General features: G+C 68.0%; 31 protein-coding genes. 19 read left to right on the top strand and 12 right to left on the bottom strand.

What is annotated here, in order from left to right:
* Positions 1-115: 115 nt before the first annotated feature.
* Together CFP71_RS28755 and CFP71_RS28750 are read right to left on the bottom strand one after the other, a co-directional pair.
* Entirely contained in the window at positions 116-460 is a 345-nt protein-coding gene (locus CFP71_RS28755) for a hypothetical protein (RefSeq protein ID WP_244199870.1), read from the bottom strand.
* A 144-nt stretch (positions 461-604) separates the two neighbouring features.
* A complete protein-coding gene (locus CFP71_RS28750) occupies positions 605-1,012 on the bottom strand; it encodes a VOC family protein (RefSeq protein WP_093937084.1) in 408 nt (135 codons plus the stop codon).
* Positions 1,013-1,401: 389 nt separating this feature from the next.
* On the opposite strand from CFP71_RS28750, the gene CFP71_RS28745 reads away from it, so the two are divergent.
* The 3 genes from CFP71_RS28745 (at position 1,402) to CFP71_RS28735 (ending at position 2,910) form a co-directional block, all read left to right on the top strand.
* Entirely contained in the window at positions 1,402-1,881 is a 480-nt protein-coding gene (locus CFP71_RS28745) for a DUF2975 domain-containing protein (RefSeq protein ID WP_093937083.1), read from the top strand.
* Entirely contained in the window at positions 1,881-2,096 is a 216-nt protein-coding gene (locus CFP71_RS28740; protein ID WP_093937082.1) for a helix-turn-helix domain-containing protein, read from the top strand. Before CFP71_RS28745 ends, CFP71_RS28740 begins: the two co-directional genes overlap by 1 nt.
* A gap of 196 nt (positions 2,097-2,292) precedes the next feature.
* A complete protein-coding gene (locus CFP71_RS28735; RefSeq protein WP_093937081.1) occupies positions 2,293-2,910 on the top strand; it encodes a UdgX family uracil-DNA binding protein in 618 nt (205 codons plus the stop codon).
* 1 nt (position 2,911) lies between these two features.
* On the opposite strand, the gene CFP71_RS28730 is transcribed toward CFP71_RS28735, so the two are convergent.
* On the bottom strand, positions 2,912-3,103 hold the full coding sequence (locus CFP71_RS28730) for a hypothetical protein (protein ID WP_093937156.1): 192 nt from the start codon (positions 3,101-3,103) through the stop codon (positions 2,912-2,914).
* 118 nt (positions 3,104-3,221) lie between these two features.
* Positions 3,222-4,187 (bottom strand): TIGR03557 family F420-dependent LLM class oxidoreductase, encoded by a 966-nt coding sequence (locus CFP71_RS28725; RefSeq protein ID WP_093937080.1) that lies wholly within the window; start codon positions 4,185-4,187, stop codon positions 3,222-3,224.
* A 114-nt stretch (positions 4,188-4,301) separates the two neighbouring features.
* On the opposite strand from CFP71_RS28725, the gene CFP71_RS28720 reads away from it, so the two are divergent.
* The 3 genes from CFP71_RS28720 to CFP71_RS28710 all read left to right on the top strand — a co-directional run bounded on the left by CFP71_RS28720 (position 4,302) and on the right by CFP71_RS28710 (position 5,936).
* Positions 4,302-4,634: a plasmid stabilization protein gene (locus CFP71_RS28720; RefSeq protein ID WP_093937079.1), complete on the top strand. Its 333-nt coding sequence runs from the start codon at positions 4,302-4,304 to the stop codon at positions 4,632-4,634.
* A gap of 64 nt (positions 4,635-4,698) precedes the next feature.
* On the top strand, positions 4,699-5,151 hold the full coding sequence (locus CFP71_RS28715; protein ID WP_093937078.1) for an ATP-binding protein: 453 nt from the start codon (positions 4,699-4,701) through the stop codon (positions 5,149-5,151).
* Positions 5,148-5,936, top strand: a complete 789-nt coding sequence (locus tag CFP71_RS28710; protein ID WP_093937077.1) for a SigB/SigF/SigG family RNA polymerase sigma factor — start codon at positions 5,148-5,150, stop codon at positions 5,934-5,936. Before CFP71_RS28715 ends, CFP71_RS28710 begins: the two co-directional genes overlap by 4 nt.
* Before the next feature lie 95 nt (positions 5,937-6,031).
* On the opposite strand, the gene CFP71_RS28705 is transcribed toward CFP71_RS28710, so the two are convergent.
* Together CFP71_RS28705 and CFP71_RS28700 are read right to left on the bottom strand one after the other, a co-directional pair.
* Positions 6,032-6,496 carry a hypothetical protein gene (locus CFP71_RS28705; RefSeq protein ID WP_093937076.1) on the bottom strand — a complete coding sequence of 155 codons (465 nt, stop codon included), beginning with the start codon at positions 6,494-6,496 and terminating at the stop codon, positions 6,032-6,034.
* Positions 6,497-6,594: 98 nt separating this feature from the next.
* Positions 6,595-7,056, bottom strand: a complete 462-nt coding sequence (locus CFP71_RS28700; protein WP_093937075.1) for an SRPBCC family protein — start codon at positions 7,054-7,056, stop codon at positions 6,595-6,597.
* A gap of 136 nt (positions 7,057-7,192) precedes the next feature.
* Here CFP71_RS28700 and CFP71_RS28695 point away from each other — a divergent pair, with 136 nt between their 5' ends.
* Genes CFP71_RS28695 through CFP71_RS28670 form a run of 6 tightly spaced genes read left to right on the top strand, consistent with a single transcriptional unit; the run spans position 7,193 to position 11,805 of the window.
* Entirely contained in the window at positions 7,193-7,606 is a 414-nt protein-coding gene (locus CFP71_RS28695) for a phage holin family protein (protein ID WP_093937074.1), read from the top strand.
* Positions 7,603-7,908: a DUF3618 domain-containing protein gene (locus tag CFP71_RS28690; RefSeq protein ID WP_093937073.1), complete on the top strand. Its 306-nt coding sequence runs from the start codon at positions 7,603-7,605 to the stop codon at positions 7,906-7,908. Before CFP71_RS28695 ends, CFP71_RS28690 begins: the two co-directional genes overlap by 4 nt.
* On the top strand, positions 7,905-8,171 hold the full coding sequence (locus tag CFP71_RS28685) for a DUF4235 domain-containing protein (RefSeq protein WP_093937072.1): 267 nt from the start codon (positions 7,905-7,907) through the stop codon (positions 8,169-8,171). The genes CFP71_RS28690 and CFP71_RS28685 overlap by 4 nt, the downstream gene beginning before the upstream one ends.
* A 2-nt stretch (positions 8,172-8,173) precedes the next feature.
* Positions 8,174-9,469, top strand: coding sequence for an NAD(P)/FAD-dependent oxidoreductase (locus tag CFP71_RS28680; RefSeq protein ID WP_093937071.1), 1,296 nt, complete (start codon positions 8,174-8,176; stop codon positions 9,467-9,469).
* A gap of 12 nt (positions 9,470-9,481) precedes the next feature.
* Positions 9,482-9,985, top strand: a complete 504-nt coding sequence (locus CFP71_RS28675) for a hypothetical protein (RefSeq protein ID WP_093937155.1) — start codon at positions 9,482-9,484, stop codon at positions 9,983-9,985.
* Positions 9,986-10,014: 29 nt separating this feature from the next.
* Complete coding sequence (locus CFP71_RS28670) at positions 10,015-11,805, top strand: thiamine pyrophosphate-requiring protein (RefSeq protein WP_093937070.1); 1,791 nt, start codon at positions 10,015-10,017, stop codon at positions 11,803-11,805.
* Positions 11,806-11,890: 85 nt separating this feature from the next.
* On the opposite strand, the gene CFP71_RS28665 is transcribed toward CFP71_RS28670, so the two are convergent.
* From CFP71_RS28665 to CFP71_RS28655, 3 genes are all read right to left on the bottom strand, one after another.
* A complete protein-coding gene (locus CFP71_RS28665) occupies positions 11,891-12,652 on the bottom strand; it encodes a glucose 1-dehydrogenase (protein ID WP_093937069.1) in 762 nt (253 codons plus the stop codon).
* Between the two features lie 33 nt (positions 12,653-12,685).
* Positions 12,686-13,282, bottom strand: a complete 597-nt coding sequence (locus CFP71_RS28660; protein WP_093937068.1) for a TetR/AcrR family transcriptional regulator — start codon at positions 13,280-13,282, stop codon at positions 12,686-12,688.
* A 384-nt stretch (positions 13,283-13,666) separates the two neighbouring features.
* Positions 13,667-14,035, bottom strand: a complete 369-nt coding sequence (locus CFP71_RS28655) for a winged helix-turn-helix transcriptional regulator (RefSeq protein WP_093937067.1) — start codon at positions 14,033-14,035, stop codon at positions 13,667-13,669.
* Positions 14,036-14,113: 78 nt separating this feature from the next.
* Between CFP71_RS28655 and CFP71_RS28650 the strand changes: the two genes are divergently transcribed.
* Positions 14,114-14,638, top strand: coding sequence for a GNAT family N-acetyltransferase (locus CFP71_RS28650; protein ID WP_093937066.1), 525 nt, complete (start codon positions 14,114-14,116; stop codon positions 14,636-14,638).
* On the opposite strand, the gene CFP71_RS28645 is transcribed toward CFP71_RS28650, so the two are convergent.
* Entirely contained in the window at positions 14,635-15,720 is a 1,086-nt protein-coding gene (locus tag CFP71_RS28645; RefSeq protein ID WP_093937065.1) for a TetR/AcrR family transcriptional regulator, read from the bottom strand. The genes CFP71_RS28650 and CFP71_RS28645 overlap by 4 nt on opposite strands.
* Before the next feature lie 107 nt (positions 15,721-15,827).
* Between CFP71_RS28645 and CFP71_RS28640 the strand changes: the two genes are divergently transcribed.
* Both CFP71_RS28640 and CFP71_RS28635 read left to right on the top strand, forming a co-directional pair.
* Entirely contained in the window at positions 15,828-17,018 is a 1,191-nt protein-coding gene (locus CFP71_RS28640) for a cytochrome P450 family protein (protein WP_093937064.1), read from the top strand.
* Between the two features lie 26 nt (positions 17,019-17,044).
* On the top strand, positions 17,045-17,902 hold the full coding sequence (locus CFP71_RS28635; protein WP_093937063.1) for an LLM class F420-dependent oxidoreductase: 858 nt from the start codon (positions 17,045-17,047) through the stop codon (positions 17,900-17,902).
* On the opposite strand, the gene CFP71_RS28630 is transcribed toward CFP71_RS28635, so the two are convergent.
* Entirely contained in the window at positions 17,883-19,277 is a 1,395-nt protein-coding gene (locus CFP71_RS28630; protein WP_093937062.1) for a serine/threonine-protein kinase, read from the bottom strand. The two genes, CFP71_RS28635 and CFP71_RS28630, sit on opposite strands and share 20 nt — an antisense overlap.
* A gap of 229 nt (positions 19,278-19,506) precedes the next feature.
* Here CFP71_RS28630 and CFP71_RS28625 point away from each other — a divergent pair, with 229 nt between their 5' ends.
* Genes CFP71_RS28625 through CFP71_RS28620 form a run of 3 tightly spaced genes read left to right on the top strand, consistent with a single transcriptional unit; the run spans position 19,507 to position 22,105 of the window.
* Positions 19,507-20,199, top strand: coding sequence for an IclR family transcriptional regulator (locus tag CFP71_RS28625; protein ID WP_093937061.1), 693 nt, complete (start codon positions 19,507-19,509; stop codon positions 20,197-20,199).
* Complete coding sequence (locus tag CFP71_RS43795; protein WP_143267204.1) at positions 20,196-20,498, top strand: hypothetical protein; 303 nt, start codon at positions 20,196-20,198, stop codon at positions 20,496-20,498. The genes CFP71_RS28625 and CFP71_RS43795 overlap by 4 nt, the downstream gene beginning before the upstream one ends.
* 44 nt (positions 20,499-20,542) lie before the next feature.
* Positions 20,543-22,105, top strand: coding sequence for an amidase (locus CFP71_RS28620; protein WP_093937060.1), 1,563 nt, complete (start codon positions 20,543-20,545; stop codon positions 22,103-22,105).
* A 66-nt stretch (positions 22,106-22,171) separates the two neighbouring features.
* On the opposite strand, the gene CFP71_RS28615 is transcribed toward CFP71_RS28620, so the two are convergent.
* The gene (locus CFP71_RS28615) at positions 22,172-22,708 is read right to left on the bottom strand and encodes a TetR/AcrR family transcriptional regulator (protein WP_093937059.1); all 537 of its coding nucleotides are present in this window, start codon (positions 22,706-22,708) and stop codon (positions 22,172-22,174) included.
* A gap of 138 nt (positions 22,709-22,846) precedes the next feature.
* On the opposite strand from CFP71_RS28615, the gene CFP71_RS28610 reads away from it, so the two are divergent.
* Positions 22,847-24,142, top strand: a complete 1,296-nt coding sequence (locus CFP71_RS28610) for a pentapeptide repeat-containing protein (RefSeq protein WP_244199869.1) — start codon at positions 22,847-22,849, stop codon at positions 24,140-24,142.

Genomic DNA, 24,142 nt, shown 5'->3' with positions numbered 1-24,142 from the left:
ACCGCCACAGCAGCAGGCACCGCCGCCCAGAAGGCGCGAGCTCCGACCGGACTACGCCCCAGCCGACCTGATCGAGAAGAACGGGCGCACGTCGCCCTCGGCCTTCAGCGAGCGGCTAGTTCCGGTTGCCGTAGGACTGCTCGCAGGGATACCCGTCGCGGTCGGCGTCCCAGCTCAGCGGGCGCCCGGCGTTCACCCAGGAGTTGTACGCGTACACGTACGAGAACCCGTCGGCGAACAGGCGCTGGCACGAGGTGAGCGAAGGTGCCCGCGTGACCGTCACCGGTGGCTCCACCACGACCACCGAAGTGGTCGGCGGCGCGACGACCGCGGTGGTCGTCGAGGGCGGCACGATCTCCCGGACGACGGTGACCGGTGTCCCGGTGGTCGTCGTCCCACAGGCGCCCAGTACCGCGACGGCACCCGCCGAAACCAGCAATGCCGCGACCATCCTGTTCATAGCCTCGCCTCCCGGTGGAACCGCCGAATCCTCACGAGAGGAGAACGGCGGTTCCACCGGTGGCATCACAGGTTTCGCGCGATCGGAGCCGCAAGTCCCCGGAAGTCGGGAGCTTCGACCTGGATCGGACAGGGCCGGAATGCCCTAGGACTGCGTGACGTTCACCATCCAGTAAATGCCGAACCTGTCGATACAGGCCCCGAATTCGTCACCCCACATCTGCTTTTCGAACGGGACCGAAACGGTGCCCTCCGCGGAGAGTTTCTCCCAGTATCCGCGCAATTCCTCGCCGTCATCACCGCTGAGGCTGACCGAGACATTCGAACCGGGGCGGTGTTCCATTCCCGGCGGCGTGTCCGACGCCATGATCGTGTAGCCGCTCGGCGAATCGAGCTGGCCGTGCATGATCTGGTCCTCCACCGGCGAACCGGCCATACCGGACTCGCCGAACGTGTTCAGCGTCAGTTCTCCGCCGAACACCGACTTGTAGAACTCCATGGCCTGCCGGGCGTCACCGGCGAAGCTGATATAAGGATTGAGACGGCTAGCCACTGGAACGCTCCTTCGGTTCGGGACACGAGCATCCTGGCAGACACCACCGAGCGCGACAACGGCTGAACTACGGCCGGGTGAATTCCTTCGCGTATCGGAAATTCAACCCCGTTCACCAACGCGGTGAGCAATTTCCCCAATACCTCCCGGCGGCCGAAGTGGCCCTGCCGCGAAAGCCGCTTCAAGTGCCGAGCCGCGCGGCACTCCGGCACAGGAGCCTCCCGGCCGCCGACGCTCCCCAGTCGACCGAGCCAGCCAAGCCAGCCAACAAGCCGGTCAACCGAGCAAGCCAACCAAGCCGGTCGCCCCAGCCAGTCGACTCAGCCAGCCAAACCGATCCACGATAGCTAACGATTGACTTTCGATAGATAACGCGCGAGACTCGATCCATGTTCACCGCACAGCGGGCAGTCACGCCGCTCAGGATGTTCCTCGTGGTGCTCTTCGGGATCCTCGTCCTGTTCCAGACCATGTCGCTGCCCGGGCAGTTCGCGCACCTGGCGCGGCAGGATCCGGAAATGGCCTACCTTCGCTGGCCCGCCACGGCGGTCTCCGTCTTCTGGGTGCTGTGCGTCCAGGTGGTGATCGTCGCCACCTGGCAGCTGCTCACCCTGGTCAAACGCGACCGGATCTTCACCGAGGCGTCTTTGAAATGGGTGGACGCCATCGTGTGGGCGATCCTCGCCGGCTGGCTGGTACTGGCGGGCGTGTTCCTCTACGTCGGATTCAACGCCGACGATCCGGGCCTGCCATTGCTGTTGTTCTTGGTGTTGATCGGCGTCGCCGTACTGTTCTTCCTCATGATCGTGATGCGCACGCTGCTGCGGCAGGCCACCTCGCTGCGTTCCGACCTGGAACAGGTGATCTGATGCCGATCGTCGTCCGCATCGACGTCGAACTGGCCAAACGCAAGATGAGCGTCGGCGAGTTCGCCGAACTCGTCGGGCTCACCCCGGCGAACGTGGCGGTGCTGAAGAACGGCCGGGCCAAGGCCGTCCGGTTCAGCACCCTGGAAGCGATGTGCCGGGTCCTCGGCTGCCAGCCCGGCGACCTGCTCGAATGGGTCGACGAGGAAACGGCCTAGGCCAAGGCCTCGAACTTCAGGTGGAAATCTGTCCAGCGTCGCGGGCGACGGCCGCAGGACGACCCGGAGCGCGACACGGACGGTGTCCTGAACGGAAGCGGTGGCAGGTTCGATCATGGTCGCCACGCACCCGGGCTACCCGGCCCGGCGGCCGCGTAACGGTTTGTCCCGCGACCGGGCGGGGAAATCGACCGCCATGGCGACCAAGGCACCCGGAGCGGACCCTCCCACCACCGTCGACCTGGGCAAGCTCCGTTCGGCGGCGTCCGGCTGCCGCGGCTGCGACCTCCATCGCGACGCGACCCAGACCGTCTTCGGCGAGGGCCCTCGCGAAGCAGAGGTCATGGTGGTCGGCGAACAACCCGGCGACCAGGAGGACCAGGCGGGCGCACCGTTCGTCGGTCCCGCCGGGAGGCTGCTCGACCGGGCTCTCGACGAGGCGGGTTTCGACCGCGGGAAGATCTACGTCACCAACGCGGTCAAGCATTTCAAGTTCCGCCGCGACGAACGCGGTAAGCGGCGCATCCACCAGACGCCGTCGAAGACCGAGATCGTCGCGTGCCGCCCCTGGTTGCACGCGGAACTGGCGGCCGTCCAGCCGGATCTGCTGATCTTCCTCGGCGCCACGGCGGCGAAGTCACTGCTGGGTGACGACTTCCGCGTCACCCGGAGCCGCGGTGAGCGGATCGACCTTGCCGAATTCGGCACCGTCGCGGTCGCCACGGTGCACCCGTCGGCGGTGTTGCGCGCACCGGACCGCGACGAGGCCTACCGGGCCTTCGTCGCGGATCTCGTGACGGCGCGCGGCCGCTGAGTCAGGCCACCTCGGAGCTGCGGCCGCCGTCGTGCAGGCCGAGCATGTCCAGCAGTGCCGCGCAGTCTTCGGCGCTCGTCGCCCGTGAAGCCACCGCGAGAGCCGCCTTGCGGCGAATGGCTTCCTGCTCCGGCGTGTCCTGACCGTCCGCCATCAGGTCGGGCACCGGGTGCAAGCCGAGTTCGTTCCTCATCATTCCCCCCTTGGGTGAAGGACAACGTGTCGTTCTGATACCCGCGTTCGCGGGTTTGAACACAGGTGTCCCCGTTCGGGTGTGCGGAGACACAACGGCCTTACTCCATCCGTGTGATTCAGCCCCGCAACGCCGGGAGCAGCGAGTCCTCGGCGAATCGGAGGAAGGCTTCCTGCTGGTCGCCGCCGATCTGGATCAGGGCGAGATCGGTGAACCCGGCCGCCTCGAATTCGCCGACCTGCTTCACGATCCGGTCGATGTCCGGTCCGCACGGGATGGCCGCCGCGACGTCCTCGGGTTTGACGAACTGGGTGGCCCCGGCGAACCCCGCGGGCCCCGGCAGTTCGGCGTTGACCTTCCAGCCGCCGCCGAACCAGCGGAACTGCTCGTGCGCCCGCCGGATCGCGGCGTCGCGATCTTCGCCCCAGGACACCGGCAGCTGGGCGATCTTCCTCGACGGCGCGCCGCCGAGTTTGCTCGCGTCCCATTCCTGGCTCAGTGACGCGTTCGGCTCCACCGCGATCATCGCGTCGGCGATCGGCGCGAACCGGGTCACCGACTGCGAGCCGGACACCGCGACGGCGATCGGGACGCGCTGCTCGGGAAGATCCCAGAGCTTCGCCGAATCCACCCTGAAGTGGTCACCCGCGTAGTTGAAGTACCCGCCGTCGAACAGTCCGCCGATGATCTGGACCGCTTCGGCGAGCATCTCGTGGCGGACGTTCGCCGGCGGCCAGCCGCGTCCGATGACGTGCTCGTTCAGGTTCTCCCCCGCGCCGAGCCCGAGGGTGAACCGGCCGTCCGACAGCGCCTGGACGGTCGCCGCCTTCTGCGCCACCACCGCCGGGTGGTATCGCATGGTCGGACAGGTCACGAAGGTCATCAGCTCGACCCGCTCGGTGCTCTGGGTCACAGCTCCCAGTACGCTCCACGCGTACGGCGAATGGCCCTGCTCGTTCAGCCAAGGCGAGTAGTGGTCGCTCATCACCTCGAAGTCGAATCCCGCCTTCTCGGCTCCGGCGGCGTATCCCACCAGGTCCTTCGGCCCGGCCTGTTCGGTCATGAGCGTGTAGCCGATACGCATCGAACCCTCCTTCGCGTCTTGACCTCCGCGTACCCGCCCCTTCCCGGGATCAACCGGACGTTTATCCGGCGAATCGAACGGGGTACCCGACCCTGGGAAGAGAGGAGCCGTGCGATGCCCCAGCAAAGTTGGAGCGACAAACGAGAACGACAGTACGAACACATCAAGGATTCGGCGAAGGACCGGGGTGCGAGCACCGACCGGGCCGAGGAGATCGCCGCGCGCACGGTCAACAAGAACCGCGCGCAAGCGGGCGAGTCCCGCGAAGCGAGCCGGACGTCCATACAGGACATGTCGCCGCAGAGGCGAGGCGGCAAGCGGTCCGGCAACCGCCAGGGCCCGAACGGCCCGACCAAGGACCAGCTCTACAACGAAGCGAAGAAACGCGGCGTCGAGGGCAGGTCGAAGATGTCCAAAAAGGAGCTTCAGCGAGCCCTTGGCCGTTGATCACGCGTCGCGCGGCGGATCACCGTCGCGGATACCTCATGGCCACGGATGGATAGGGTTTGTCATGGATGCACAAGGACGCGGCGGTCTGACCCCGCAAACCCGGCCTCAGTCGGACGATCTGTTGGACCGGGTCGAGCTTCGCCTGCCCGCCGAGGCGGAACAGATCCCACTCGTCCGCACGCTCACCCACGGTGTGGTGGCGCGCGCGGACTTCGGCTTGGACGCCATTTCAGACGCGAAGATGGCCGTCGACGAGGCCTGTTCCCAGCTTGTCCAGCCCGCTGAACTCGGAGCGGTGCTTTGCTGTGTCTTTCACGAGGTGCCGGGAGGAATCGCCGTCTCGATCTCCACGAGGACGGCCACCCCTTTCCTGCCGAGCGAGACGACGTTCGGCTGGCACGTCCTGACGACTTTGACCGGCTCGGTAGCGGCACGGTGCGAGCCGATCCCCGGCGAACTGGGGGGTACGACGACGATCGACCTCGTACTGGCCCCGGGAACGAGCGACGGGTGACCGGCGAACGCAAAACACTCACCCGGCAGGCGGACGACTACGCCCACTGCGAACCACTCTTCGCGGAAATGGCTTCGCTGCCGGAGGACTCCCAGCGCCGCCAGGAAGTGCGGGCCACGCTGGTGACCGAACTGCTGCCGCTCGCCGAGCACATCGCCACCAGGTTCTCGGGCCGGGGCGAGCCCCGTGAAGATCTGGTGCAGGTGGCGCGGATCGGCCTCATCAACGCGGTCGACCGCTTCGACCCCGGCCGCGGGCACGATTTCCTCTCCTTCGCCGTCCCCACGGTCATGGGTGAGGTCCGGCGGCATTTCCGGGACACCGGCTGGTCGGTCCGGGTACCGAGGCGGCTCAAGGAGATGCACGTCTCGCTCAGCCAGGGCACGGCCGCGTTGTCCCAGCGGCTGGGCCGCGCGCCGACCCCGACCGAACTCGCGGAGTACCTCGGGCTCGGGGTCGACGAAGTGCGCGAAGGATTGCTCGCCGGCCAGGCCTACCAGACGTTGTCGGTCGACAAGCCGGTGCACGACGACGCCACCGAAGCCCTCTCCCTCGCCGACACGATCGGCGAGGAAGACCACGAGATGGCCTTGGTGGAGAACCACGAGGCGCTGCAACCGCTGCTGCGGGAACTCCCGAAGCGGGAGCGCGCGATCCTCGTGATGCGGTTCTTCGGCGGGTACACGCAGACGCAGATCGCGGAGCGGGTCGGCATCTCGCAGATGCACGTTTCGCGGCTTCTCTCCCAGACATTGGAGCAGCTGCGGGGAAAGCTCTCCGAGTAGTAGCCCGACGCGCGTGAAGGCCCCTTTCCCGCAGCTGATGGGAAAGGGGCCTTCACATATCAACCGGCCGGAAACTCTTGCCGGCACTCGACTTTCTACGGCGTCGTGTACGGCGCCTGCTGCTCGATCGACGGGCTCGCGGTCGGATAGCGGCCTTCCTGGCCGGGCACCGGTGTCACCGTGGTGCCCTGCTGTTCGGGCTCGACACGCTGCCTGGGGCGATTGATGACCGCTTCGGCCTCCTGCTCGCCGCGGATCCGCGCGAGCACGCTGAGCGTGATCGCGTGCGCGATGGCCAGGACCAGCAACAGCACACCCAGCCTGCCCACCACACCGGGAAGGTCGCTGCCCCCGATGTCGATCGTCGACAGCAACGCCAGAACGCCCAGTGTGGCGAGGTGGAACAGCACTGTGACGAGCCACGTCATGGACGCACCGGCGGCGGGATCACCGTAGGAACCCCGCAGGTAGCGCTTACCACTCTGGTAGATGATCAGACCGTCGAGCATGACCAGGGCCACCCCGATGACGAGGAAGGCCACGTACGCGTTGGTAGTCATGCCGGAACGCTCCCTTCGTTGTGGACCTCACCCCGAGAGATACCCGGGACCTTCCCCTGGAAAACGCGGTTTTCCAGGGGAAGGTCCCGGGCGGCGGGTCAGCTGCCGGGGCGGTCCACGTCGCCGCGCCACGCGCCGGACTCACGACCGCGGCTCTCGATGAACTCCTTGAACCGCTTCATGTCGCCCTTGATCCGGCGGTCGAGCACACCGAGCTTGTCGGCGACGTTCTCGGCGAAGCCCTCCGGATCGATGTCCATTTGCGCCGTGACACGGGTCGTGTTGTCGTCCAGGCGATGGAAGGTGATGACGCCCGCGTGGTCGGGACCGGAATCCGACGTCCACGCGACACGCTCGTCGGGATGCTGTTCGGTGATGGTCGCGTCGAATTCCCGGCTCACACCACCGAATTTGGTCACCCAGTGGGTGTGGGTCGCGTCGATCTGACGGATCTCCTCGACGCCTTCCATGAAATTCGGGAAGGTCTCGAACTGGGTCCACTGGTTGTACGCGGTCTTCACCGGGACTTCGACGTCCACCATTTCGGTGATCGTGCTCATGCATCCTCCTCCTCGGTTGGGTGCTTTCGAGCCGGCACTCCCCGGCTACCCGACGTCCGGAGGGGCGAAACACACCGTGATTGATCGCGCGCGCCGCCGGGTACACGGCGGGCAGAACGCTCCGAGGAGGTGCTCCATGATCGAAGAAGCCCACCGGAAGCCGTCCGAGGAAAGGTCGGTCGGCGAACTGGTCTCCGACCTGGGCGACGAGGTCAAACGCCTGGTCCGGGACGAGATGCGGCTGGCCGTGTTCGAACTGCAGGCCAAAGGGAAGCGGATGGGTCTCGGCGCCGGTTTGTTCGGCGCGGCCGGGATCTTCGCGCTCTTCGGCCTGGCGACCTTGATCGCCGCCGTGGTGCTGGCGCTTGCCCTGGTCATGCCCGCGTGGCTGGCGGCCGTGGTAACCGGCGCGGCGCTCCTGCTGATCGGCGGCCTTTCGGCCATCGTCGGCAAGAAGGAGGTCTCGAGCGCGACACCACCGGTGCCCGAGGAGGCCATCGATGGCGTCCGTGAGGATGTCGAGACCGTCAAACAAGGAGTGCGCTCATGACCGATTTCCCCAAGAACGCCGAGGAAGCCCGCACCGATCGTGACGTGACCCGCGAGGAACTCACCGAGACGCTCGACGCGCTGGGCAAGAAGATGGACGTCAAGTCCAGGGTCAACGACAACCTCGACACCAAAGTGGACGAAGTCAGTGCCAAGATCTCCGACAAGGTTTCCGAACCCGCGGCGCAGAAGTTCCGCCAGGGCACCGAAGTCGTCCGTGCGAACCCTCTCCCGATCTTCGCCGGTGCGCTCGCACTGGTGGTGACGATCCGCCTGATCCTGCGAAAGAGGTCCACGTCGTGAACAAGGTTCTCTACAAACCACTGAACATGGTCGTGAGTGCCGCGGGCGGCGTGCTCGCCGGGATCGCGTTCAAGCAGATCTGGAAACGCGTGAGCGGTGAGGAAGACGCGCCGAACGCCACCGACCGGGATTTCACCTGGACCCAGGTGATCGTCGCGGCGGCCGCGCAGGGCGCGATCTTCGGCGCGGTGAAAGCGGCCACCGAACGGGCGGGGGCGGTCGGCTACCGCAAGGCGACCGGCGACTGGCCCACGAAGGATTGACGATGCGCGTAGTGATCATCGGGGGCGGATTCGCGGGCTACAACGCCGCCAAAACCCTGCTCAAGTCGGTCGGCGAAGACACCGAGGTCGTCGTGCTGAACCCGACCGACTACTTCCTCTATCTCCCTCTGCTGCCCGAAGTCGCCGCCGGGATCCTCGAACCGCGGCGAATCTCGGTGTCGATCCCGGGCACTTTGCGCGGGGTGCGCCTGGTGCTCGGCACCGCGACTTCGGTCGACTTCGACGAGCGCCGCGTGAGCTACACCGACCCCGAGGACCGCGAGCACTCGATCGGCTACGACCGTCTCGTGCTCGCCGCCGGCAGCGTCAACAAGCTGCTGCCGATCCCCGGCGTACCCGAGTACGCCCACGGTTTCCGGGGGCTGCCCGAGGCGCTCTACCTGCGGGATCACGTCACCCGGCAGATAGAACTCGCCGCCTCCGCGAAGGATCCCGCGGAACGCGACGCGCGCTGCACGTTCGTCGTGGTCGGCGCCGGGTACACCGGCACCGAGGTGGCCGCGCAGGGGCCGGCGTTCACCGCCGCGCTCGCCGCCCGGCATCCCGAGCTGAACGGCCAGAAGATCCGCTGGCTGCTGCTGGACGTCGCCGACCGTGTCCTGCCGGAACTCGACAAGCGGCTCGGCACCACCGCGGACGAGGTCCTGCGGGCCCGCGGTGTCGAGGTGCTGATGAAGACGTCGATCGACAACGCCGGTGAAAAGGGGGTCACGCTGACCTCCGGCGAATCCGTGCCGACGCACACCCTGGTGTGGTGCGTCGGGGTCCGGCCCGATCCCTTGGTCGAGGCGCTGGGGCTGAAGACGGCCAAGGGCAGGCTCGTCGTCACGACGCAGCTGAACGTTCCGGGCAGGCGTGACGTCTACGCGTGCGGGGACGCGGCCGCCGTGCCGGATCTGACCAGGCCCGGCGAATACACTCCGATGACCGCCCAGCACGCCGAACGGCAGGGCAAGCTCGCCGGCCGGAACGTGGCCGCGTCCCTCGGGCACGGCTCGCACGGCACCTACCGGCATCACGATCTCGGTTTCGTCGTCGACCTCGGCGCCCATCAGGCCGCGGCGAATCCCTTGCACATCCCCCTTTCCGGACTCGCCGCCAAGGCGGTCACGCGCGGCTACCACCTGCTGGCCATGCCGGGAAACCGGCTGCGTACCGCCACCGACTGGGCGCTGGAGGCGGTGACGAAACGCCAGACCGTCCAATTGGGACTCGTCCGGTCGGCGTCGGTGCCACTCGACACCGATTCCCCGGAACTGCCGCGCACCTACCGCTGAGGAGCGATGACCATGCCCGCAGAACCCGATCCCGTCCGCGCCGGGGGCCCGCCGGTGGTGAACAACGGCGAAGACGAGCAGGCCACGCTCCTGGTCCTCGACCCCGCGGGCGAAGGCAAGAACGGCGAGCTCCCGGCGACTTGGCGCCCGCTCGCGACCCGGCGCCGGATCGTCTGGTGCAGGCTGCCGGTGGACGGCGCCCTGAGCCAGGCCGACGACCTGCTCGGCGACACGGAAGCCGGTGATCCGCCGATCGACGTCGTGGCCGCGGGCGAATCGGCCGAAGACGCCCTCCGGCTGGTCGAACGTCATCCGGGCGCCGCGTCGCATGTCCTGCTGGTCGACCCGGTGCCGGACGAATCCTCCGAACTGGCCGAACGGGTGCGTTCCGCCGGGACCGTGGTCGAGGTACTCCCCCACAGCACCGGCGAGCCGTACAACCGGATCCCGCCGCCGCTGCCGCTCGGCCACCCGGACGTCGTCGCCGGGATCACCAAGATCCTCGAGGACGTTTAGCCGCCGGAAGAGGGCGGTATCCGCCGCCCATGAGCGAAACCGTTGCGGACCATGTTCTGACCAGGCTGCGCGAATGGGACGTCGAGCAGGTCTTCGCCTATCCCGGGGACGGGATCAACGGGCTGGTGACCGCGTTCGGCGCGGCGGGGAACAAGCCACGTTTCGTGCAGACCCGGCACGAGGAGATGGCGGCGTTCGCCGCCGTGGGGTACGCGAAGCTGAGCGGGCGGCCCGGTGTCTGCATGGCGACGTCGGGCCCGGGGGCGATCCACCTGCTCAACGGCCTCTACGACGCGAAACTCGATCACGTGCCGGTGGTCGCGATCGTCGGGCAGACGGCGCGCAGCGCGATGGGCGGCAGTTATCAGCAGGAGGTGGACCTCCAGGCGTTGTTCAAGGACGTCGCGAGCGAATACCTCGTCGAAGTGAACGTCCCCGAGCAGCTGCCGAACGCGCTCGACCGGGCCCTCCGCACGGCCATCGCGCAGCACGCGCCCACCGCCCTGATCATTCCCGCGGATCTGCAGGAGGAGACTTACCAGCCGCCGCGGCACGAGTTCAAGCACGTGCCGTCCTCCCCGCCGGATCACCCGCGGGCCAGCGTCATCCCGCCCTCGGAAGAGGTCGCCCGCGCCGCCGAGGTGCTGAACGCGGGTGAGAAGGTCGCCATCCTGATCGGTCAGGGAGCGCGCAACGCCGTCACCGAGTTGCGCGAAGTCGCCGGGCTCACCGGCGCCGGTGTGGCGAAAGCGTTGCTGGGCAAGGACGTCCTGCCCGACGATCTGCCGTATGTCACCGGTTCCATCGGCCTGCTCGGCACGCGGCCGACCTACGAGATGATGCGGGACTGCGACACGCTCCTGATCGTCGGCTCGAACATGCCCTACGCGCAGTTCCTGCCCGAATTCGGCCAGGCACGCGCCGTCCAGATCGACATCGATCCCCGGTTCCTCGGGTTGCGCTATCCGACCGAGGTCAACCTGCTCGGCGACGCGAAGGGCACCCTGCAGCAGCTGATTCCGTTGCTGGAGAACAAAACCGAGCGTGGCTGGCGGGAACGGATCGAAAAGCACGTCGGCGAATGGCAGGAGACGGTGACCCGCCAGGCGATGCTGGAAGCGGATCCGGTCAACCCCATGCGAATCGTGCACGAACTTTCCGAGCGTGTCCCCGAGAACGCGATCATCACCGCGGACTCCGGTTCCGCGACCAACTGGTACGCCAGGAACCTCAGGATGCGCGGCCGGATGCGGGGCACGCTCTCCGGGACGCTGGCGACGATGGGCTCCGGCGTCCCGTACGCGATCGGCGCGAAGTTCGCCCACCCCGACCGGCCGGTGATCGCGCTGGTCGGCGACGGTGCGATGCAGATGAACGGGATGGCGGAACTGCTGACCATCGCCCGGTACCGCGAACTGTGGGCCGATCAGCGCTGCGTCATCTGCGTCTTCCACAACGGCGACCTGAACCAGGTCACGTGGGAACTGCGTGCCATGGGCGGCGCGCCGAAGTTCGAACCTTCACAGAGCCTGCCGGAAGTGTCCTATGCGGACTTCGCCCTCGAGGTCGGCCTCGGCGGGATCGCCGTCGACGATCCCACCCGGCTCGGCGAGGCGTGGGACGTCGCGCTGTCTGCCGACGTGCCGACCGTGCTCGACGTCCGCTGCGATCCCGAGGTACCGCCGATCCCGCCGCACGCGACCTTCGAACAGCTGAAGTCGATGACCGAAGCCGTCCTCAAGGGTGAACCCGACGCCTGGCACCTGGTGACACAGGGGCTCAAGACGAAGATGCAGGAGCTGTTGCCTTCACGCCGCTGAGCATTGTCATGAAAGGGTCGTTCAGGACGAAAAACGTCTTGAACGACCCTTTCATGACATCCAGGAGGATCGGCGCGGCCGAGGGTCAGGCGCTCGCGCCGCCGTCCAGGACGATGTCGTGCCCGACGACGTACGCGGATTCGTCGGAGGCCAGCCACAGCACCGCCGCCGCGATCTCCTCGGTCGCGCCGATCCGGCCGAGCGGGATGGTCGCGCCGAGCCGTTCGGCCCGGTCGGCGTCGGTCTCGCCGGGCCGGAACGACATGTCGGTGGCGGTGGCGCCGGGGCTGACGGCGTTGATCCGGATCCCCTCGGCGATGTGGTCGCGGGCGGCGGTCCGGGTCAGCACGTCCACGGCGGCCTTCGAAGCGGCGTACGCGGCCATTCCCGGGAGGCGCACGTGCGAGCCGATGTTGGAAGACATGTTGACGATGACTCCCCCGCCGCCCGCCCGCATCTGCGCGATCTCGTGCTTCATGGACAGCCAGACGCCGGTGATGTTCGTCCGCACGACGGCGGTGAAGCCGTCTTCGTCGAGATCCGCCGTCGGGGCGGGACTGCCGAGGATCCCGGCGTTGTTGAACGCGATGTCGAGTTTGCCGTGCCGCCGCACGGTTTCGGTGACGAGGTGCTCGACTTCGCCGCCTTCACTCACGTCCGCGGTCACCGCGTCGGCCGCGCCGCCGTCGGCCTCGATCTCCTTCACCGTCTGACGCAGCTTCTCGCCGTCCCGGCCGGAGACGACGACCTGAGCGCCTTCGCGTGCGAAGGCCGCCGCCGTGGCACGGCCGATCCCGGAACCTCCGCCGGTGACCAGGACGACCTTGCCGCTGAATCGCTTCCCCACAGTTTCCAACTTTCTGGTCCGATCGTTCTATTATCAGTGTTTGCGAGCGGCGTCGACGACCGCGATGGCCTGCTTCGCCGTCGCCTTGGCCCGCGCCGCGGGATCCGGCCCCTTGCTCAGCACGCGCATTCCCTGGAGGACGGTGAGCAGGAAGCAGGCCAGCGCCTCCGGATCGACGGCGTCGTCGAGTTCGCCTTGCGCCTTCGCCCGGCTCAACGCCATCCGCAAGGCCATCTCGAGCGCGTCCCAGTTGCGCTCGACCAGGCGGGCGACGTCGGGATCCTTCGACATCATCTCCATGGCCGCGTTGACCACGAAGCAGCCTTTTCTTCCCGATTCGTCGAGGATTTCGGCGAGATAGCGGTCGATGAGCCGCCGCACCCCGGCAAGCGCCGGCCCGGGTCCGGCGAAGTCCTCGATGAACCGCTTGTCGCCCCGGGCGATGTAGCGGTTCAAGACGGTCAGGTAGAGCTCACGCTTGGTGCCGAACGTCGCGTAGAGACTCGCCTTGCCGATGCCGAGTTCGGCGACGAGGTCGCTGACCGAAGTGGCCTCGTACCCCTTCCGCCAGAACAGCTCCAGCGCGGCTTCGCAGGCCACGTCGACGTCGAATTCCTTCACCCTGGACACGGGAGAAGCTTAACCACATCTGGACCGATCGGTCAAATAAGCGGCCATTCGCGGCCGATTCGGGCTTTGACCCTCGCGACTTGCCCTACCGAAAAGGGACTTTCACGTGTCTGGGCGGAGGGCACGTGTGACCCGACGGACGGCACGTGTGATCAGACGGACGACACACGTGATCGGGTGGACGCCACGCGCACGCGGCCCGTGCGGCTCCGCGAGAAGCCGGTGTTGCGAAAGCCACTTTCGCAACGTTGATTGTTGCGAAAGTGGCTTTCGCAACGCTTTCGGTCAGGCCATGCCCCCGCGAGCAAGGGCGGTCACCCGGACGAGCGTGAACCTGAAGTCCGGCGCGACGGCTTGCCTTCTGGCCACCGGCGGGACAGGCGTTCAGGGAGCGGAGTCGTAGGCCGACCGGGCCTCGTCCACCTTCGGCAGGTTCTCCGCGGACCAGTCCGCGAGGGTCGCGAACAGCGGCGCCAGACTCCGGCCCAGCTCGCTGATCTCGTACTCGACCCGCGGCGGCACCTCGGCGTGATAGGTCCGCGTGAGGAGACCGTCGCGTTCCAGTTGCCGCAGCCGCTGGGTGAGCACCTTCGGCGTGATCGAGCCGATTCGCCGCTCGAGTTCGACGAACCGCTGCCTGCCGAATTCGTTGAGCGTCCACAGGATCGGCGTGGTCCAGCGGCTGAAGACGAGGTCGACCACCGGGGCGATCGGACAGGCCTGCTCGGGAGTCGTCGAGGCGTCGGCGCGCATGAAGCCAAGGTACGCGGGTTGCCGAGTTGTCATGATCCAGACACCCAATCACCCCATCAATGCGCGTAACGTTCTGTCATGGACTTGACCACCGAAAGGCTCGTCGTCCGTGACTGGTCCGAGGACGACGCCGAAGCCGCACTGGCGATCTACGGAACCACCGACGTGACCCGCTGGCTCACCCCGGCGATGGACCGGGTGACCGACGCCGCGGCCATGCGTTCGGTACTGCAAGCCTGGCAACAGGCTCAGCCCAATCTCGTGCCGCCGCGCGGAAGATGGGCGATCCAGCGCAAGGAGGACGGCGCGGTCGTCGGCGGGCTGGGCATCCACCTGCTGCCACCGTACGAAGAGGACCTGGAGATCAGCTGGCAGCTGCATCCTGACGCCTGGGGCGAGGGGTACGCCTCCGAAGCCGCCCGCGCCCTGCTCGGCTGGGCGTTCACCCAGGACACGGACGAACTCTTCGCCGTCGCGCGGCCCGCCAACGAGCGCGCGATCGCGACCGCGAAACGGCTTGGGATGGTCTGGGTCGGGGAAACCGAGAAGTACTACGGACTCCGCCTTCAGGTGTACCGGATCCGCCACACGGACATCGTCTAACCGCGGCGATCCACTCGGGACACCTCGCTCGTCACCGAGACGGCGTGCCCCGCGCCGCGCCCGTCCGCCGTGGCGACGATCCGGCCCCGCTCGATCCGCGTCGCCACCTCGGTCTCGTCACTGACCGCGAGCACCCCCGCGGCGGCCGCCAGCGTCCCGGTCACGTCGCACACCACCCGCACACCCGGCCAGGACGACCTGGGGAACGCCTGCCGCAGGCCACCACAGACCTCCGCGACGACCAGCCGGGTCAGGGGGGCCAGCTCGTCGGGCTCGCTGGTCACCACGACGACGGTGACCTCGCCACCGGACGCCCGGACGGCCTCCTCCGCGGCGCCCAGCCGATGAGTGCCCAGGACGACGACCACGCCGTCGGCGGGCACGAACGGCTCGGCGCGCACCAGATCCACGGCCTCCGGTGGTGACCACGGCCGATCGGCGGCCTGCGCGGCGGGCGCGATCACCGGCGGCGCCCACCAGTCGTTCAGTTCCATCCCCGCCAGCCGCTCGCAGGCGCTCACGACGTCGAAAGGTTCGACGAGCCCCGGCGCCGCGGCCGCCAGCTGGCCGGCGCCGTGCAACGTGGTCAGCACGGTCTCCGCGAGCCGGACCCGGCGCCGGATCGGCGCCCCGGCCGGACGCTCCGGCGGGTCGAGCCGCTCCAGCGCGAGCCCGAGCAGCAACCCATTGAGCTTCATCAGCTGCGCGAACGGGCGCCGGATCCGCGCGTCCGCGAGCACCTCCGGCATCAGGTCGCGCGTCAGACCCGCCTGCTCGTCGTCCAAGGGAAGCGCCGCGACCTTCACCCTGGCCAACGCGCCCAACGCGTCCTGGAGCGTCTTGCCCGGTTCGGCGTGCGGCGCGACGGCGGAGCGTTCCGCGAGTTCGGCCAGGACGGCGAGGTACAGCGCGCGTTTCCCGGGGAAGTTCGAGTAGACCGCGCCGCGCGTGAGCTCCGCCCGCTCGGCGATGACGTCGATCTTGGCGTCCCGGAAGCCCTGCTCCGCGAACTCGTCGCGCGCGGCGGCCAGCACCTTCGCACGATTGCGCTCCTGCGTCTCCGCCCTGCTCAGCCGGACCATCGGCCTCCCATCACCCCGCACGATTGCCCTCGGACCCGGTTCAAGATACCTTGGCCATTCAGATGATGAGAACATCTGCTTTGAACATTCGAACTGGGAGAGCTGCTTTGTCCGACGTTCCCGAGATCCAGCTGACCGACCCCGAGGTCCTGCGCGATCCGTTCACCGCCTACAGCCCGGCCCGCGAGCGCTCCCCGATCGCCAAGCTCGTCGCGCCAGGGTTCTCGGCGTGGGCGGTCTTGCGCCACGAGGAGGCGCGGAAGATGCTGAGCGACCCGCGCTTCGCCCTGAGCCCGGGCAGCTACCCGCCGATGGACATTCCCGAGCACTGCCGCCCGTATATGCGGTCCATGCAGACGGTCGAGGGTCCGGAACACCTCAGGCTCCGTCGCCTCGTCTCCCCCGCGTTCACCCCGCGCAAGGCCGTCGCGCTCCGCCCGGGGATCGAGCGGCTCGTGGACGATCTTCTCGACGGCTTCACCGCACAGGACGAGATCGACCTGGTCACGGCCTTCGCGCGCCCGTTGCCGATGGACGTGATCTGCGCGCTGGTCGGCATCCCCGAAGCCGATCGTCCACGCTGGCGCGAGTACGGCGCCATGGTCGCGGCCGGCGACGGGGCGGGACTCGCGAAGGCGGTCCCGGGAATCGTCGAAGACTCGCTCGCCGCCATCGCGGACCGGAAGGTCGACGCGGGCGACGACGTCGTCTCCCAGCTACTCCTGATCCAGGCCGAAGACGGCGACAGGCTCAGCGAAACCGAACTGGTCTCCCTGGTCTGGCAGCTCGTCCTCGGCGGCCAGGTGCCCGGCCTCCTCATCGCCAACGCCGTCGAAGTCCTGCTCTCCCACCCCGCGCAGCTGGCCGAGCTCCGCGAAGACCCGGACCTCATGCCGGGCGCGGTCGAGGAACTGATGCGCTGGTGCAGCCCGCAGCTGCTGACCGTCCCCCGGCTCACCACGACCGACGTCCGGATCGGCGACGTCACGATCCCGGAAGGAGAACCGGTTACCGTCGCGATCGCCGCGGCGAACCGGGACCCGAGGGCGTTCGGGGACCCGGACGTCTTCGACATCCGACGCGCGGCGGGCCCCGCCTGGCACCTGGCCTTCGCGCACGGACCGCATTTCTGCCTTGGCGCCTCGCTGGCCAGGGTGCAGACCGAAGTCGCGCTCACCGCCCTGCTGCGCCGGTTCCCCGATCTCGCGCTCGCCGACGGCCCGGCGCGGATCCCGGACCCGGGCACCTGGCGACTGAACGCGCTGCCGGTCAAGCTGCGTGCCGCGGTTGCAAACTGAAACACGTTCTAATAGCGTGACCGCCTGTGAGACACGGGATCGTACTGTTCACCAGTGACCGGGGCATCACTCCGGCGGCCGCCGCACGGGCGGCGGAAGCCGCGGGCTTCGACGCCTTCCACGTACCCGAACACACGCACATCCCGGTCAAACGGGAGGCTCCGCATCCGCGCACCGGCGACTCGTCGCTGCCCGACGATCGCTACCTGCGCACGCTGGACCCGTGGGTCGCGCTGGCCACGGCGGCCTCGGTGACCACCCGGATCAGGCTCGCGACGGCGGTGGCCCTCCCGGTCGAGAGCGACCCGATCACGCTGGCGAAGACGATCGCCAGCCTCGATCACCTCTCGGCCGGGCGGGTCACCCTCGGCGTCGGCTTCGGCTGGAACGTCGACGAACTGGCCGATCACGGCGTCCCGGGGCACAAACGGCGGACGGTCCTGCGCGAGTACCTCGAAGCGATGCGCGCGCTCTGGACGGACGACGAAGCCTCCTACGCCGGTGAGTTCGTCTCGTTCGGCGCGAGCTGGGCATGGCCGAAACCGGCTCAGGCCCGCATCCCGGTGATCGTGGGCGCGGGCGGGACGGAGAAGACGTTCCGCTGGATCGCGAAGTCCGCCGACGGCTGGCTCACCACCCCGGGCGACACGGACATCGAGGACAAGGCCCGGCGATTGCGCGAGATCTGGCGCGAAGAAGGCCGTGCCGGCGAGCCGGAGATCTCGGCGCTCGGCGTCCGCCCGGATCCGGAGAACCTGGCCAAGCTGGAAGCCGCCGGGGTCACCGAAACGATCTTCGGCCTCCCGGACCGCTCCCCCGACGAGGTCGAGGCCTGGCTTCAGCGCCTCGCCGGAAAGCTCGGCCTCACCGCTGGGAGTCGATGAGCCAGCGGCCGTCCTGCTGCACCATGACGAAGGTCGCCTTCTCCGTCGTAGTCCCGCCCGCGGCCCTGGTGTAGGTGAGCGTCGCCGACACCGTGTTCCCGGATTCGGCGATGTTCGACACCGCCACCCCGCGGTACTCCTTCCAGAAGTTCGAGTAGCGCTCGAAGCTCTGGTTCTTGGTGCGCTTGAAGTTGTCGGTCAGCGTCGCGAACCCGGCCTGGAGATTCCCCGGGATGAGTGCGTAGTACGCCGAAAGCGCCTGGCTGGGCGTCTCCGCCGGAGGCGGTGGGGCTGACGACGACGTGGCCGGAGGCGGCGAAGAAGACGGAGGCGCCGGAGAGGACGACGGCGGCGGTTCGGCGGAGGTCGTCGGCGACGGGGCGACGCTCTGCGACTGCGACGCAGGCGGCGTACCGGCCGAGGTGTCGTCATCGCGGTTGAGCACCACGACCACGGCCGCGGCGGCCGCCGCCGCGAGCACGAGGAACACGACGAGAACGCCGACCAGCATCCCCTTGCGCGCCTTCGGCGGCGGCTCCTCGGCGACGAGCGTCGTCGGCTCCCCCGCCGCCAGCGCCCGCAGCTCACGTTCGGTCTCGGTCATCGTCGGCCTGCTGTCCGGCCGGACGTCGAGGAGGCGGTTCAGCAGCGGGGTCAGGATCCCCGACTTGGTGGGCGGGGTGATCTCCCCGCTCGACGCGCGGTACAGCAGCGCGATCGGGTTCTCCGCCGTGCCGTACGGCGTACCGCCTTCGAGCGCGGTGTACAGCGTCGCGCCCAGCGAGAACACGTCGGACGCGGAAGTGGCGTCCTCGCCGCGGGCGACCTCGGGCGCCAGGAACGCCGGGGTCCCGGAGATCTCACCGGTCGCGGTGAGCTGGACGTCGCCCATCGCCCGCGAGATCCCGAAGTCGGTGATCTTGACCGTGTCGTCGTCGCCGAGGAGGACGTTCCCGGGCTTGATGTCGCGGTGGACGATGCCCGCCCGGTGCGCGGCGGCCAGCGCCGAGCACAACTGGATGGCGAGCCGGATGACGTCGTCGACCTCCATCGGCCCGTCGCGCAGCTTGTCCGCGAGGCTGGTCGAGGGCAGGTACTCCATGATGATCCACGGGCGGTCCTGCTCGTCGATCACGCCGAAGACGGTGATGGCGTGCGGATGCACCAGCCGCGCGGCGATCCTGGCCTCGCGCAGCGCGCGATTCTTGGCCTCGTCGGCCTTCTGTTCCCCTTGCCCGTGCGGCAGCAGGAGTTCCTTGACCGCGACCGTGCGCTCCAGGTTGTCGTCGCGCGCCCGCCACACGGTGCCCATGGAGCCACCGCCGACGGGCTCGATGAGATCGAACCGGTCGGCGAGGCGGCGGATCTCCTCCATTATCGACGTCCCCCTGGAGCTGTGGTGTTCGCGCGAACCTTGCCAGCATGCCAGGAACGCACCCGGACACCGGACCCGGCACGGTTGTTTCCGACGCGGTGTCGGTCACGTCGGCCGCTGGGCCGTTCAGCGGAACCCCGCCCCATCGGCTGCCCGAAAGTTCGTATCCCGGACACCCGGGTGCGCACTTTACTTCTCCGGTGTGGCCTGACTTCGGGAAAGGGCGGCGATGCGGGAAACCATCGGCGGACGCGGCGTGCTCGAAGGCGCGTTCAGGTTGCTGGAAGCACTCGACGAGCACGGCGGGCGGGCCGGGCTGACCCAGCTCGTGCGGACCACGGGGCTGCCCAAGACCACCGTGCACCGGCTCCTCGAGCAGCTGGCCGACCTCGGCGCGGTCGAGCGGGCGGGCCGCGGCTACCGGATCGGCTCGCGGGTGTTCCGGCTCGGGCGGTTCTGGCAGCCCGAACTACGGGACCTGGCCAAGGAATGGCTGCCGGTGCTTTCGGCGCGGATGCGCGCGAGCCTGGTGCTCGTGGTGCCGAGGGAGGGGCGCGCCCTGGTCGCGGCCGGGGCGGTGCTACCCGCCGACGACGTCCCCGTGTGGCCGGGGACCCCGCTGCCGCCCGGGACCGCCGCCGGGCGGTTGCTCGCCGCTCATCACCCCTCACTGGTGGAACCGGACGCCGACGCGCTGGAGATCCGCGCGGCCGGCTACGCGGCCGAATCGGAGACCATCACGGCGGGGCTCGGCTGCGCCGCCGTCGGCATCAGGACACCGGACGGCCGGATCGGCGCGGCCCTGGCCGCCGTCCTGCCCGTCCGGCGTGACCCGGTCTCGATGGTCGCCGGATTGACCGGCACCGCGCGTTCCTTCGGTGCCGCGCTCGCCGAGCACTCGCCGCCGAAACTGGCCGGATGATCGACGAAGCCCGACCAAACCCCGAACAACCCGAAAACCGGCAAGCCGCCGAAATCGGACGGAATTTTTCCGACGGAAATCCCGGAAATCGTCTCACCCAGCGTCCGCGCCCGAAAGCTCCGCGTGCCGAAACCACCTTGGATCGCTTTCATCAGGCCGTTTCCGTGACCGGCCGCCTACCGGGCAGTCGCTCGAACGGGAATTCAATCACCGTTTTCCCATCCCGTTCGGCGTTTTCCAGACGGCAGTGGCGCACGTACGGTGCAGGAATTCTTTCGACCAAGGAGGGAATTCCTTGATAAGACATTCCTCGAAATGGCGGAGCGCGATCGCTCTTCTCGTCATGACGCTCGTGGCCTCCGCCGCCGCAGCCGTCCCGGCGCAGGCCACGGCCTTCTCCGGCCGCGTGGTCGTGGCAGGCATCGATCTGGAGCGGGCGACGATCCCGGATCTGCAACGGGCGATGCGCTCCGGGCGGCTGACCTCGGTCGAACTGACCGCCTTCTATTTGCAGCGGATCCGCAAACTGAATCCGACACTGCACGCGGTGCTCACCACGAACCCGGACGCGCTGCGGCTCGCCGCGGACAGTGACCTGAGACGTCACCGGCACCGGTCGAAGGGGCCGATGGACGGCATTCCGGTGCTGCTCAAGGACAACATCGACACCGCGGACCGGCAGCCGACCACGGCGGGCTCGACAGCGCTGCTGGAATCCCGTCCGTACCGCGACGCCGGCGTGGTCGAGAACCTGCGCGAGGCGGGGGCGGTCATCCTCGGCAAAGCCAACCTGTCGGAATGGTCGAGCTACCGGTCCACCAGTTCGTCGAACGGCTGGAGCCCGCTCGCGGGGCAGACCGCCAACCCCTACGTCCTCGACCGCAACCCGTGCGGCTCGTCGTCCGGCCCGGGCGTCGCCGTCGCGGCACACCTGGCGACCGTGGCCGTCGGGACCGAAACGGACGGTTCGATCAGCTGTCCGTCCGGCGCCAACGGCATCGTGGGCGTCAAGCCGAGCCTCGGGCTGGTCAGCCGCAGCGGGATCGTTCCGGTGTCGAAGCAGCAGGACACCGCGGGCCCGATGGCGCGCAACGTGGTCGACGCCGCGATCCTGCTCGCGGCCCTCAACGGCGCCGACCGCCGTGACCCGATCACCGTCGACGCCGCCCGGCAGTCCCTCGACGACTACACGAAGTTCCTGCGCCCCAACGCTTTGCGCGGCAAGCGGATCGGCGTCTGGCGCGAGGTCTACACCCCGGACGACACGACGAAGGCCGCGTTCGAACAGGCGCTGGGCAAGCTGCGAAAGCTCGGCGCGACCACGGTGGAGATCACCATCCCCTACCTGGACGTCATCGCCGCGAACGAGTTTCCCGCGATCAGGACCGAGTTCAAGCACGACTTGAACGCCTACCTCGCGTCCACCGGCGGCAAGCACCCCGCCGACCTGGCCGCGCTGATCCAGTACAACCTGGACCACGCGGCGGTCGAAATGCCTTACTGGACACAGAATCTGTGGGACCGGTCGCAGGCGACCACCGGTGACCTGAACGATCCGGCCTACCGCGCGCTGCGGGAAGCGGCGACGAGCGCCGCCCGGCGGGGTCTCGACGAGACGCTGCGCGGGAACAAACTGGACGCGATCGTGGCGCCGACCAACAACGCCGCGTGGAAGACGCAACTCGGCGTCGGTGACGGCGCGCTGCTCATCGATTCGTCCGGACCCGCGGCGGTGTCGGGCTACGCCAACATGACCGTCCCGATGGCGTACGCCGGGCCGCTGCCGCTGGGACTGTCGATCATGGGCGGGAAGTTCAGCGAACCGTCGCTGCTGGCCATCGCCTACGCCTTCGAACAGGACACGAAGGTCCGCCGCCTCCCCACCTTCATCCCGTCCATCGGCTGACCCCGCCGAAGTACATGATGGCCCCCTTCCTTGCGCCCAGGTACAGGAAGGGGGCCATCATGTACTTCACCTCAGGAACGCGAGGCTGCGATCGACCTCCGCGACGGCGCAGTCACGCTCGACGTGACCGTCGATCACGAGCGTGGCCAGCCCGTGGAGCAGGCACCACAGCGTGACGGCGAAACCGCCGGGGTCGTTCCTCTCGCCCACCCTGTCGGCCAGCAGCGCACAGGTCTCCCGGTGCGCCTCGGCGAGTTCCGGATACGCGGTACGGTCACCGATCCCGGCGCCCGCCATCAGCCGGTACAGCGCGGGATTCTCCAGCACGAAGCCGAGATAGGAGTGTCCGAGCGCGGTCATCGTCCCGGTGCCGCGGCCGCGCAGGCGCTCCCGCAATTCGGCGTGCCCTTCCAGCGCGACCGCCACCAGCAACGCGTCCTTGTCGCGGAAATGCCGGTACGGCGCCGCGGTGGACGCGCCGACCCTCGCGACCGCGCCGCGCAAGCTCACCCCCTCGGGACCTCGCTCGACGAGGACCTCCCGCGCGGCCATGACGAGCGCACGACGCAGGTCCCCGTGGTGATAGGAACGTTTGACGACCATGGCGGACCCCCCAGCCCTTGATGCCACGCGAACGCCTCACCTTAGCGGAGGGAGCGCTCCGGTGGAGCCGAAGATCCGGTCGGCATTGTCACGTGTTCGTCAGATTCGAAACCGGCGCCGCGCTGCGATCATGGACTGATGGCCGATGATTCCCACTCACCGGAGAGTTCTCGAACCGGGCCTCCCTCGCGCTCCCCCGGGGAACATCGAACACTGTCGAACCGCACCATCACCATCTGCGCCGGACTCTTGCTCGTCTTCGCCGTCGCCGCATGCTGGGTGCTCTTCTTTCTCTATGGCAAAGGAACCGACGCCGACAAAGCCCGGCTGGAAGCCGTACGCACCGTCGGCACGATCGTGCTCGGGGCAGGTGGAGCCATCGCGTTGCTCTTGGCCGCTCGACGTCAGCAGACAGCCGAACAGGATCTCCTGACCAAACGACATGACCTGGTGCTGCGAGAACAAGCCAATGACGACGCGCGCCACGACGCCGCGGAGCGGCGGATCAGCGACCTTTACCTCAAGGCGGTGGAACAGCTGGGGGCGGACAAGGCACCCGTCCGGCTCGCCGGACTGTACGCACTCGACCGCCTGGCGCAGGACAATCCGCCGCAACGGCAAACCATCGTCAATGTGATCAGCGCCTATCTTCGCATGCCGTACGAACTGCCCAACAAACCTCCCGATCCAGGCGCAAAGAAAGAGATCCACGACGAGCACCGAAGCGATATCCAAGAACGTGAGGTACGGACGACCGCTCAACGGATTCTGACCGACCATCTCGATCCGACCTACCAGGAGGGGAAACGGTTCTGGCCGGACATCGACGTGGACCTCAGTGGCGCACTGCTGATCGACCTCAGATTCCGAGACTGCCGGCTCAACAACGCTCGCTTCTCGAACGCCCGGTTCTGCGGTGACACCTTGCTCATGGGCATCCACTTCGAGGGTGAGACCAGGTTCGACGGAGCCACGTTCACCGGAGACTCCTGGTTCTCCGAAGCACAGTTCACCGGTAACGTCCGGTTCGACCAGGCGACCTTCGAAGCATCCGCCAGATTCGACGCGGCCACCTTCAAAGGAACCACCACTTTTCGCTCCGCTTCATTCCTGCGCGAAGCACGGTTCAACGACACGACGTTCACCGGTAGCGTGGTCTTCAGCAAAGCAGTGTTCACCGACAGAGTGAACTTCGACGACGCCACGTTCTTCGAAGATGCGTACCTGCCAGGCGTGACGTTCGCCAGTCGGTCCTACTTCACCGAAGCCTCGTTCGCGGGTGATGCTTGGTTCAACCAGGTGACGTTCAGCGGATACACCACGTTCGACGGCACGACGTTCAGCGGCGACATCAGGTTCACCGACTCGACCTTGGATGGCGTCCCTTTCACTCCCCCGCAACTTGGGTCGCACAAGCCGTTCGAAGACGAATAG

The organism is Amycolatopsis thailandensis (assembly GCF_002234405.1).
Taxonomy (GTDB): domain Bacteria; phylum Actinomycetota; class Actinomycetes; order Mycobacteriales; family Pseudonocardiaceae; genus Amycolatopsis; species Amycolatopsis thailandensis.
The sequence above is the reverse complement of the archived record's forward strand: the minus strand, read 5'-3'. Positions and strand labels throughout refer to the sequence as shown.

Bases quoted from the DNA above. Each gene is read 5' to 3' on its own strand.
- CFP71_RS43795 (WP_143267204.1), top strand. From the start codon at position 20,196: ATGATCGACGAAGCCCGACCAAACCCCGAACAACCCGAAAACCGGCAA.
- CFP71_RS28615 (WP_093937059.1), bottom strand. From the start codon at position 22,708: ATGGTCGTCAAACGTTCCTATCACCACGGGGACCTGCGTCGTGCGCTC.
- CFP71_RS28650 (WP_093937066.1), top strand. From the start codon at position 14,114: ATGGACTTGACCACCGAAAGGCTCGTCGTCCGTGACTGGTCCGAGGAC.
- CFP71_RS28675 (WP_093937155.1), top strand. From the start codon at position 9,482: ATGCCCGCAGAACCCGATCCCGTCCGCGCCGGGGGCCCGCCGGTGGTG.
- CFP71_RS28700 (WP_093937075.1), bottom strand. From the start codon at position 7,056: ATGAGCACGATCACCGAAATGGTGGACGTCGAAGTCCCGGTGAAGACC.
- CFP71_RS28625 (WP_093937061.1), top strand. From the start codon at position 19,507: ATGCGGGAAACCATCGGCGGACGCGGCGTGCTCGAAGGCGCGTTCAGG.
- CFP71_RS28670 (WP_093937070.1), top strand. From the start codon at position 10,015: ATGAGCGAAACCGTTGCGGACCATGTTCTGACCAGGCTGCGCGAATGG.
- CFP71_RS28690 (WP_093937073.1), top strand. From the start codon at position 7,603: ATGACCGATTTCCCCAAGAACGCCGAGGAAGCCCGCACCGATCGTGAC.
- CFP71_RS28645 (WP_093937065.1), bottom strand. From the start codon at position 15,720: ATGGTCCGGCTGAGCAGGGCGGAGACGCAGGAGCGCAATCGTGCGAAG.
- CFP71_RS28720 (WP_093937079.1), top strand. From the start codon at position 4,302: ATGCCCCAGCAAAGTTGGAGCGACAAACGAGAACGACAGTACGAACAC.
- CFP71_RS28705 (WP_093937076.1), bottom strand. From the start codon at position 6,496: ATGACTACCAACGCGTACGTGGCCTTCCTCGTCATCGGGGTGGCCCTG.
- CFP71_RS28610 (WP_244199869.1), top strand. From the start codon at position 22,847: ATGGCCGATGATTCCCACTCACCGGAGAGTTCTCGAACCGGGCCTCCC.
- CFP71_RS28655 (WP_093937067.1), bottom strand. From the start codon at position 14,035: ATGCGCGCCGACGCCTCGACGACTCCCGAGCAGGCCTGTCCGATCGCC.
- CFP71_RS28725 (WP_093937080.1), bottom strand. From the start codon at position 4,187: ATGCGTATCGGCTACACGCTCATGACCGAACAGGCCGGGCCGAAGGAC.
- CFP71_RS28735 (WP_093937081.1), top strand. From the start codon at position 2,293: ATGGCGACCAAGGCACCCGGAGCGGACCCTCCCACCACCGTCGACCTG.
- CFP71_RS28730 (WP_093937156.1), bottom strand. From the start codon at position 3,103: ATGAGGAACGAACTCGGCTTGCACCCGGTGCCCGACCTGATGGCGGAC.
- CFP71_RS28755 (WP_244199870.1), bottom strand. From the start codon at position 460: ATGAACAGGATGGTCGCGGCATTGCTGGTTTCGGCGGGTGCCGTCGCG.
- CFP71_RS28740 (WP_093937082.1), top strand. From the start codon at position 1,881: ATGCCGATCGTCGTCCGCATCGACGTCGAACTGGCCAAACGCAAGATG.
- CFP71_RS28695 (WP_093937074.1), top strand. From the start codon at position 7,193: ATGATCGAAGAAGCCCACCGGAAGCCGTCCGAGGAAAGGTCGGTCGGC.
- CFP71_RS28630 (WP_093937062.1), bottom strand. From the start codon at position 19,277: ATGGAGGAGATCCGCCGCCTCGCCGACCGGTTCGATCTCATCGAGCCC.
- CFP71_RS28715 (WP_093937078.1), top strand. From the start codon at position 4,699: ATGGATGCACAAGGACGCGGCGGTCTGACCCCGCAAACCCGGCCTCAG.
- CFP71_RS28680 (WP_093937071.1), top strand. From the start codon at position 8,174: ATGCGCGTAGTGATCATCGGGGGCGGATTCGCGGGCTACAACGCCGCC.
- CFP71_RS28745 (WP_093937083.1), top strand. From the start codon at position 1,402: ATGTTCACCGCACAGCGGGCAGTCACGCCGCTCAGGATGTTCCTCGTG.
- CFP71_RS28620 (WP_093937060.1), top strand. From the start codon at position 20,543: ATGACGCTCGTGGCCTCCGCCGCCGCAGCCGTCCCGGCGCAGGCCACG.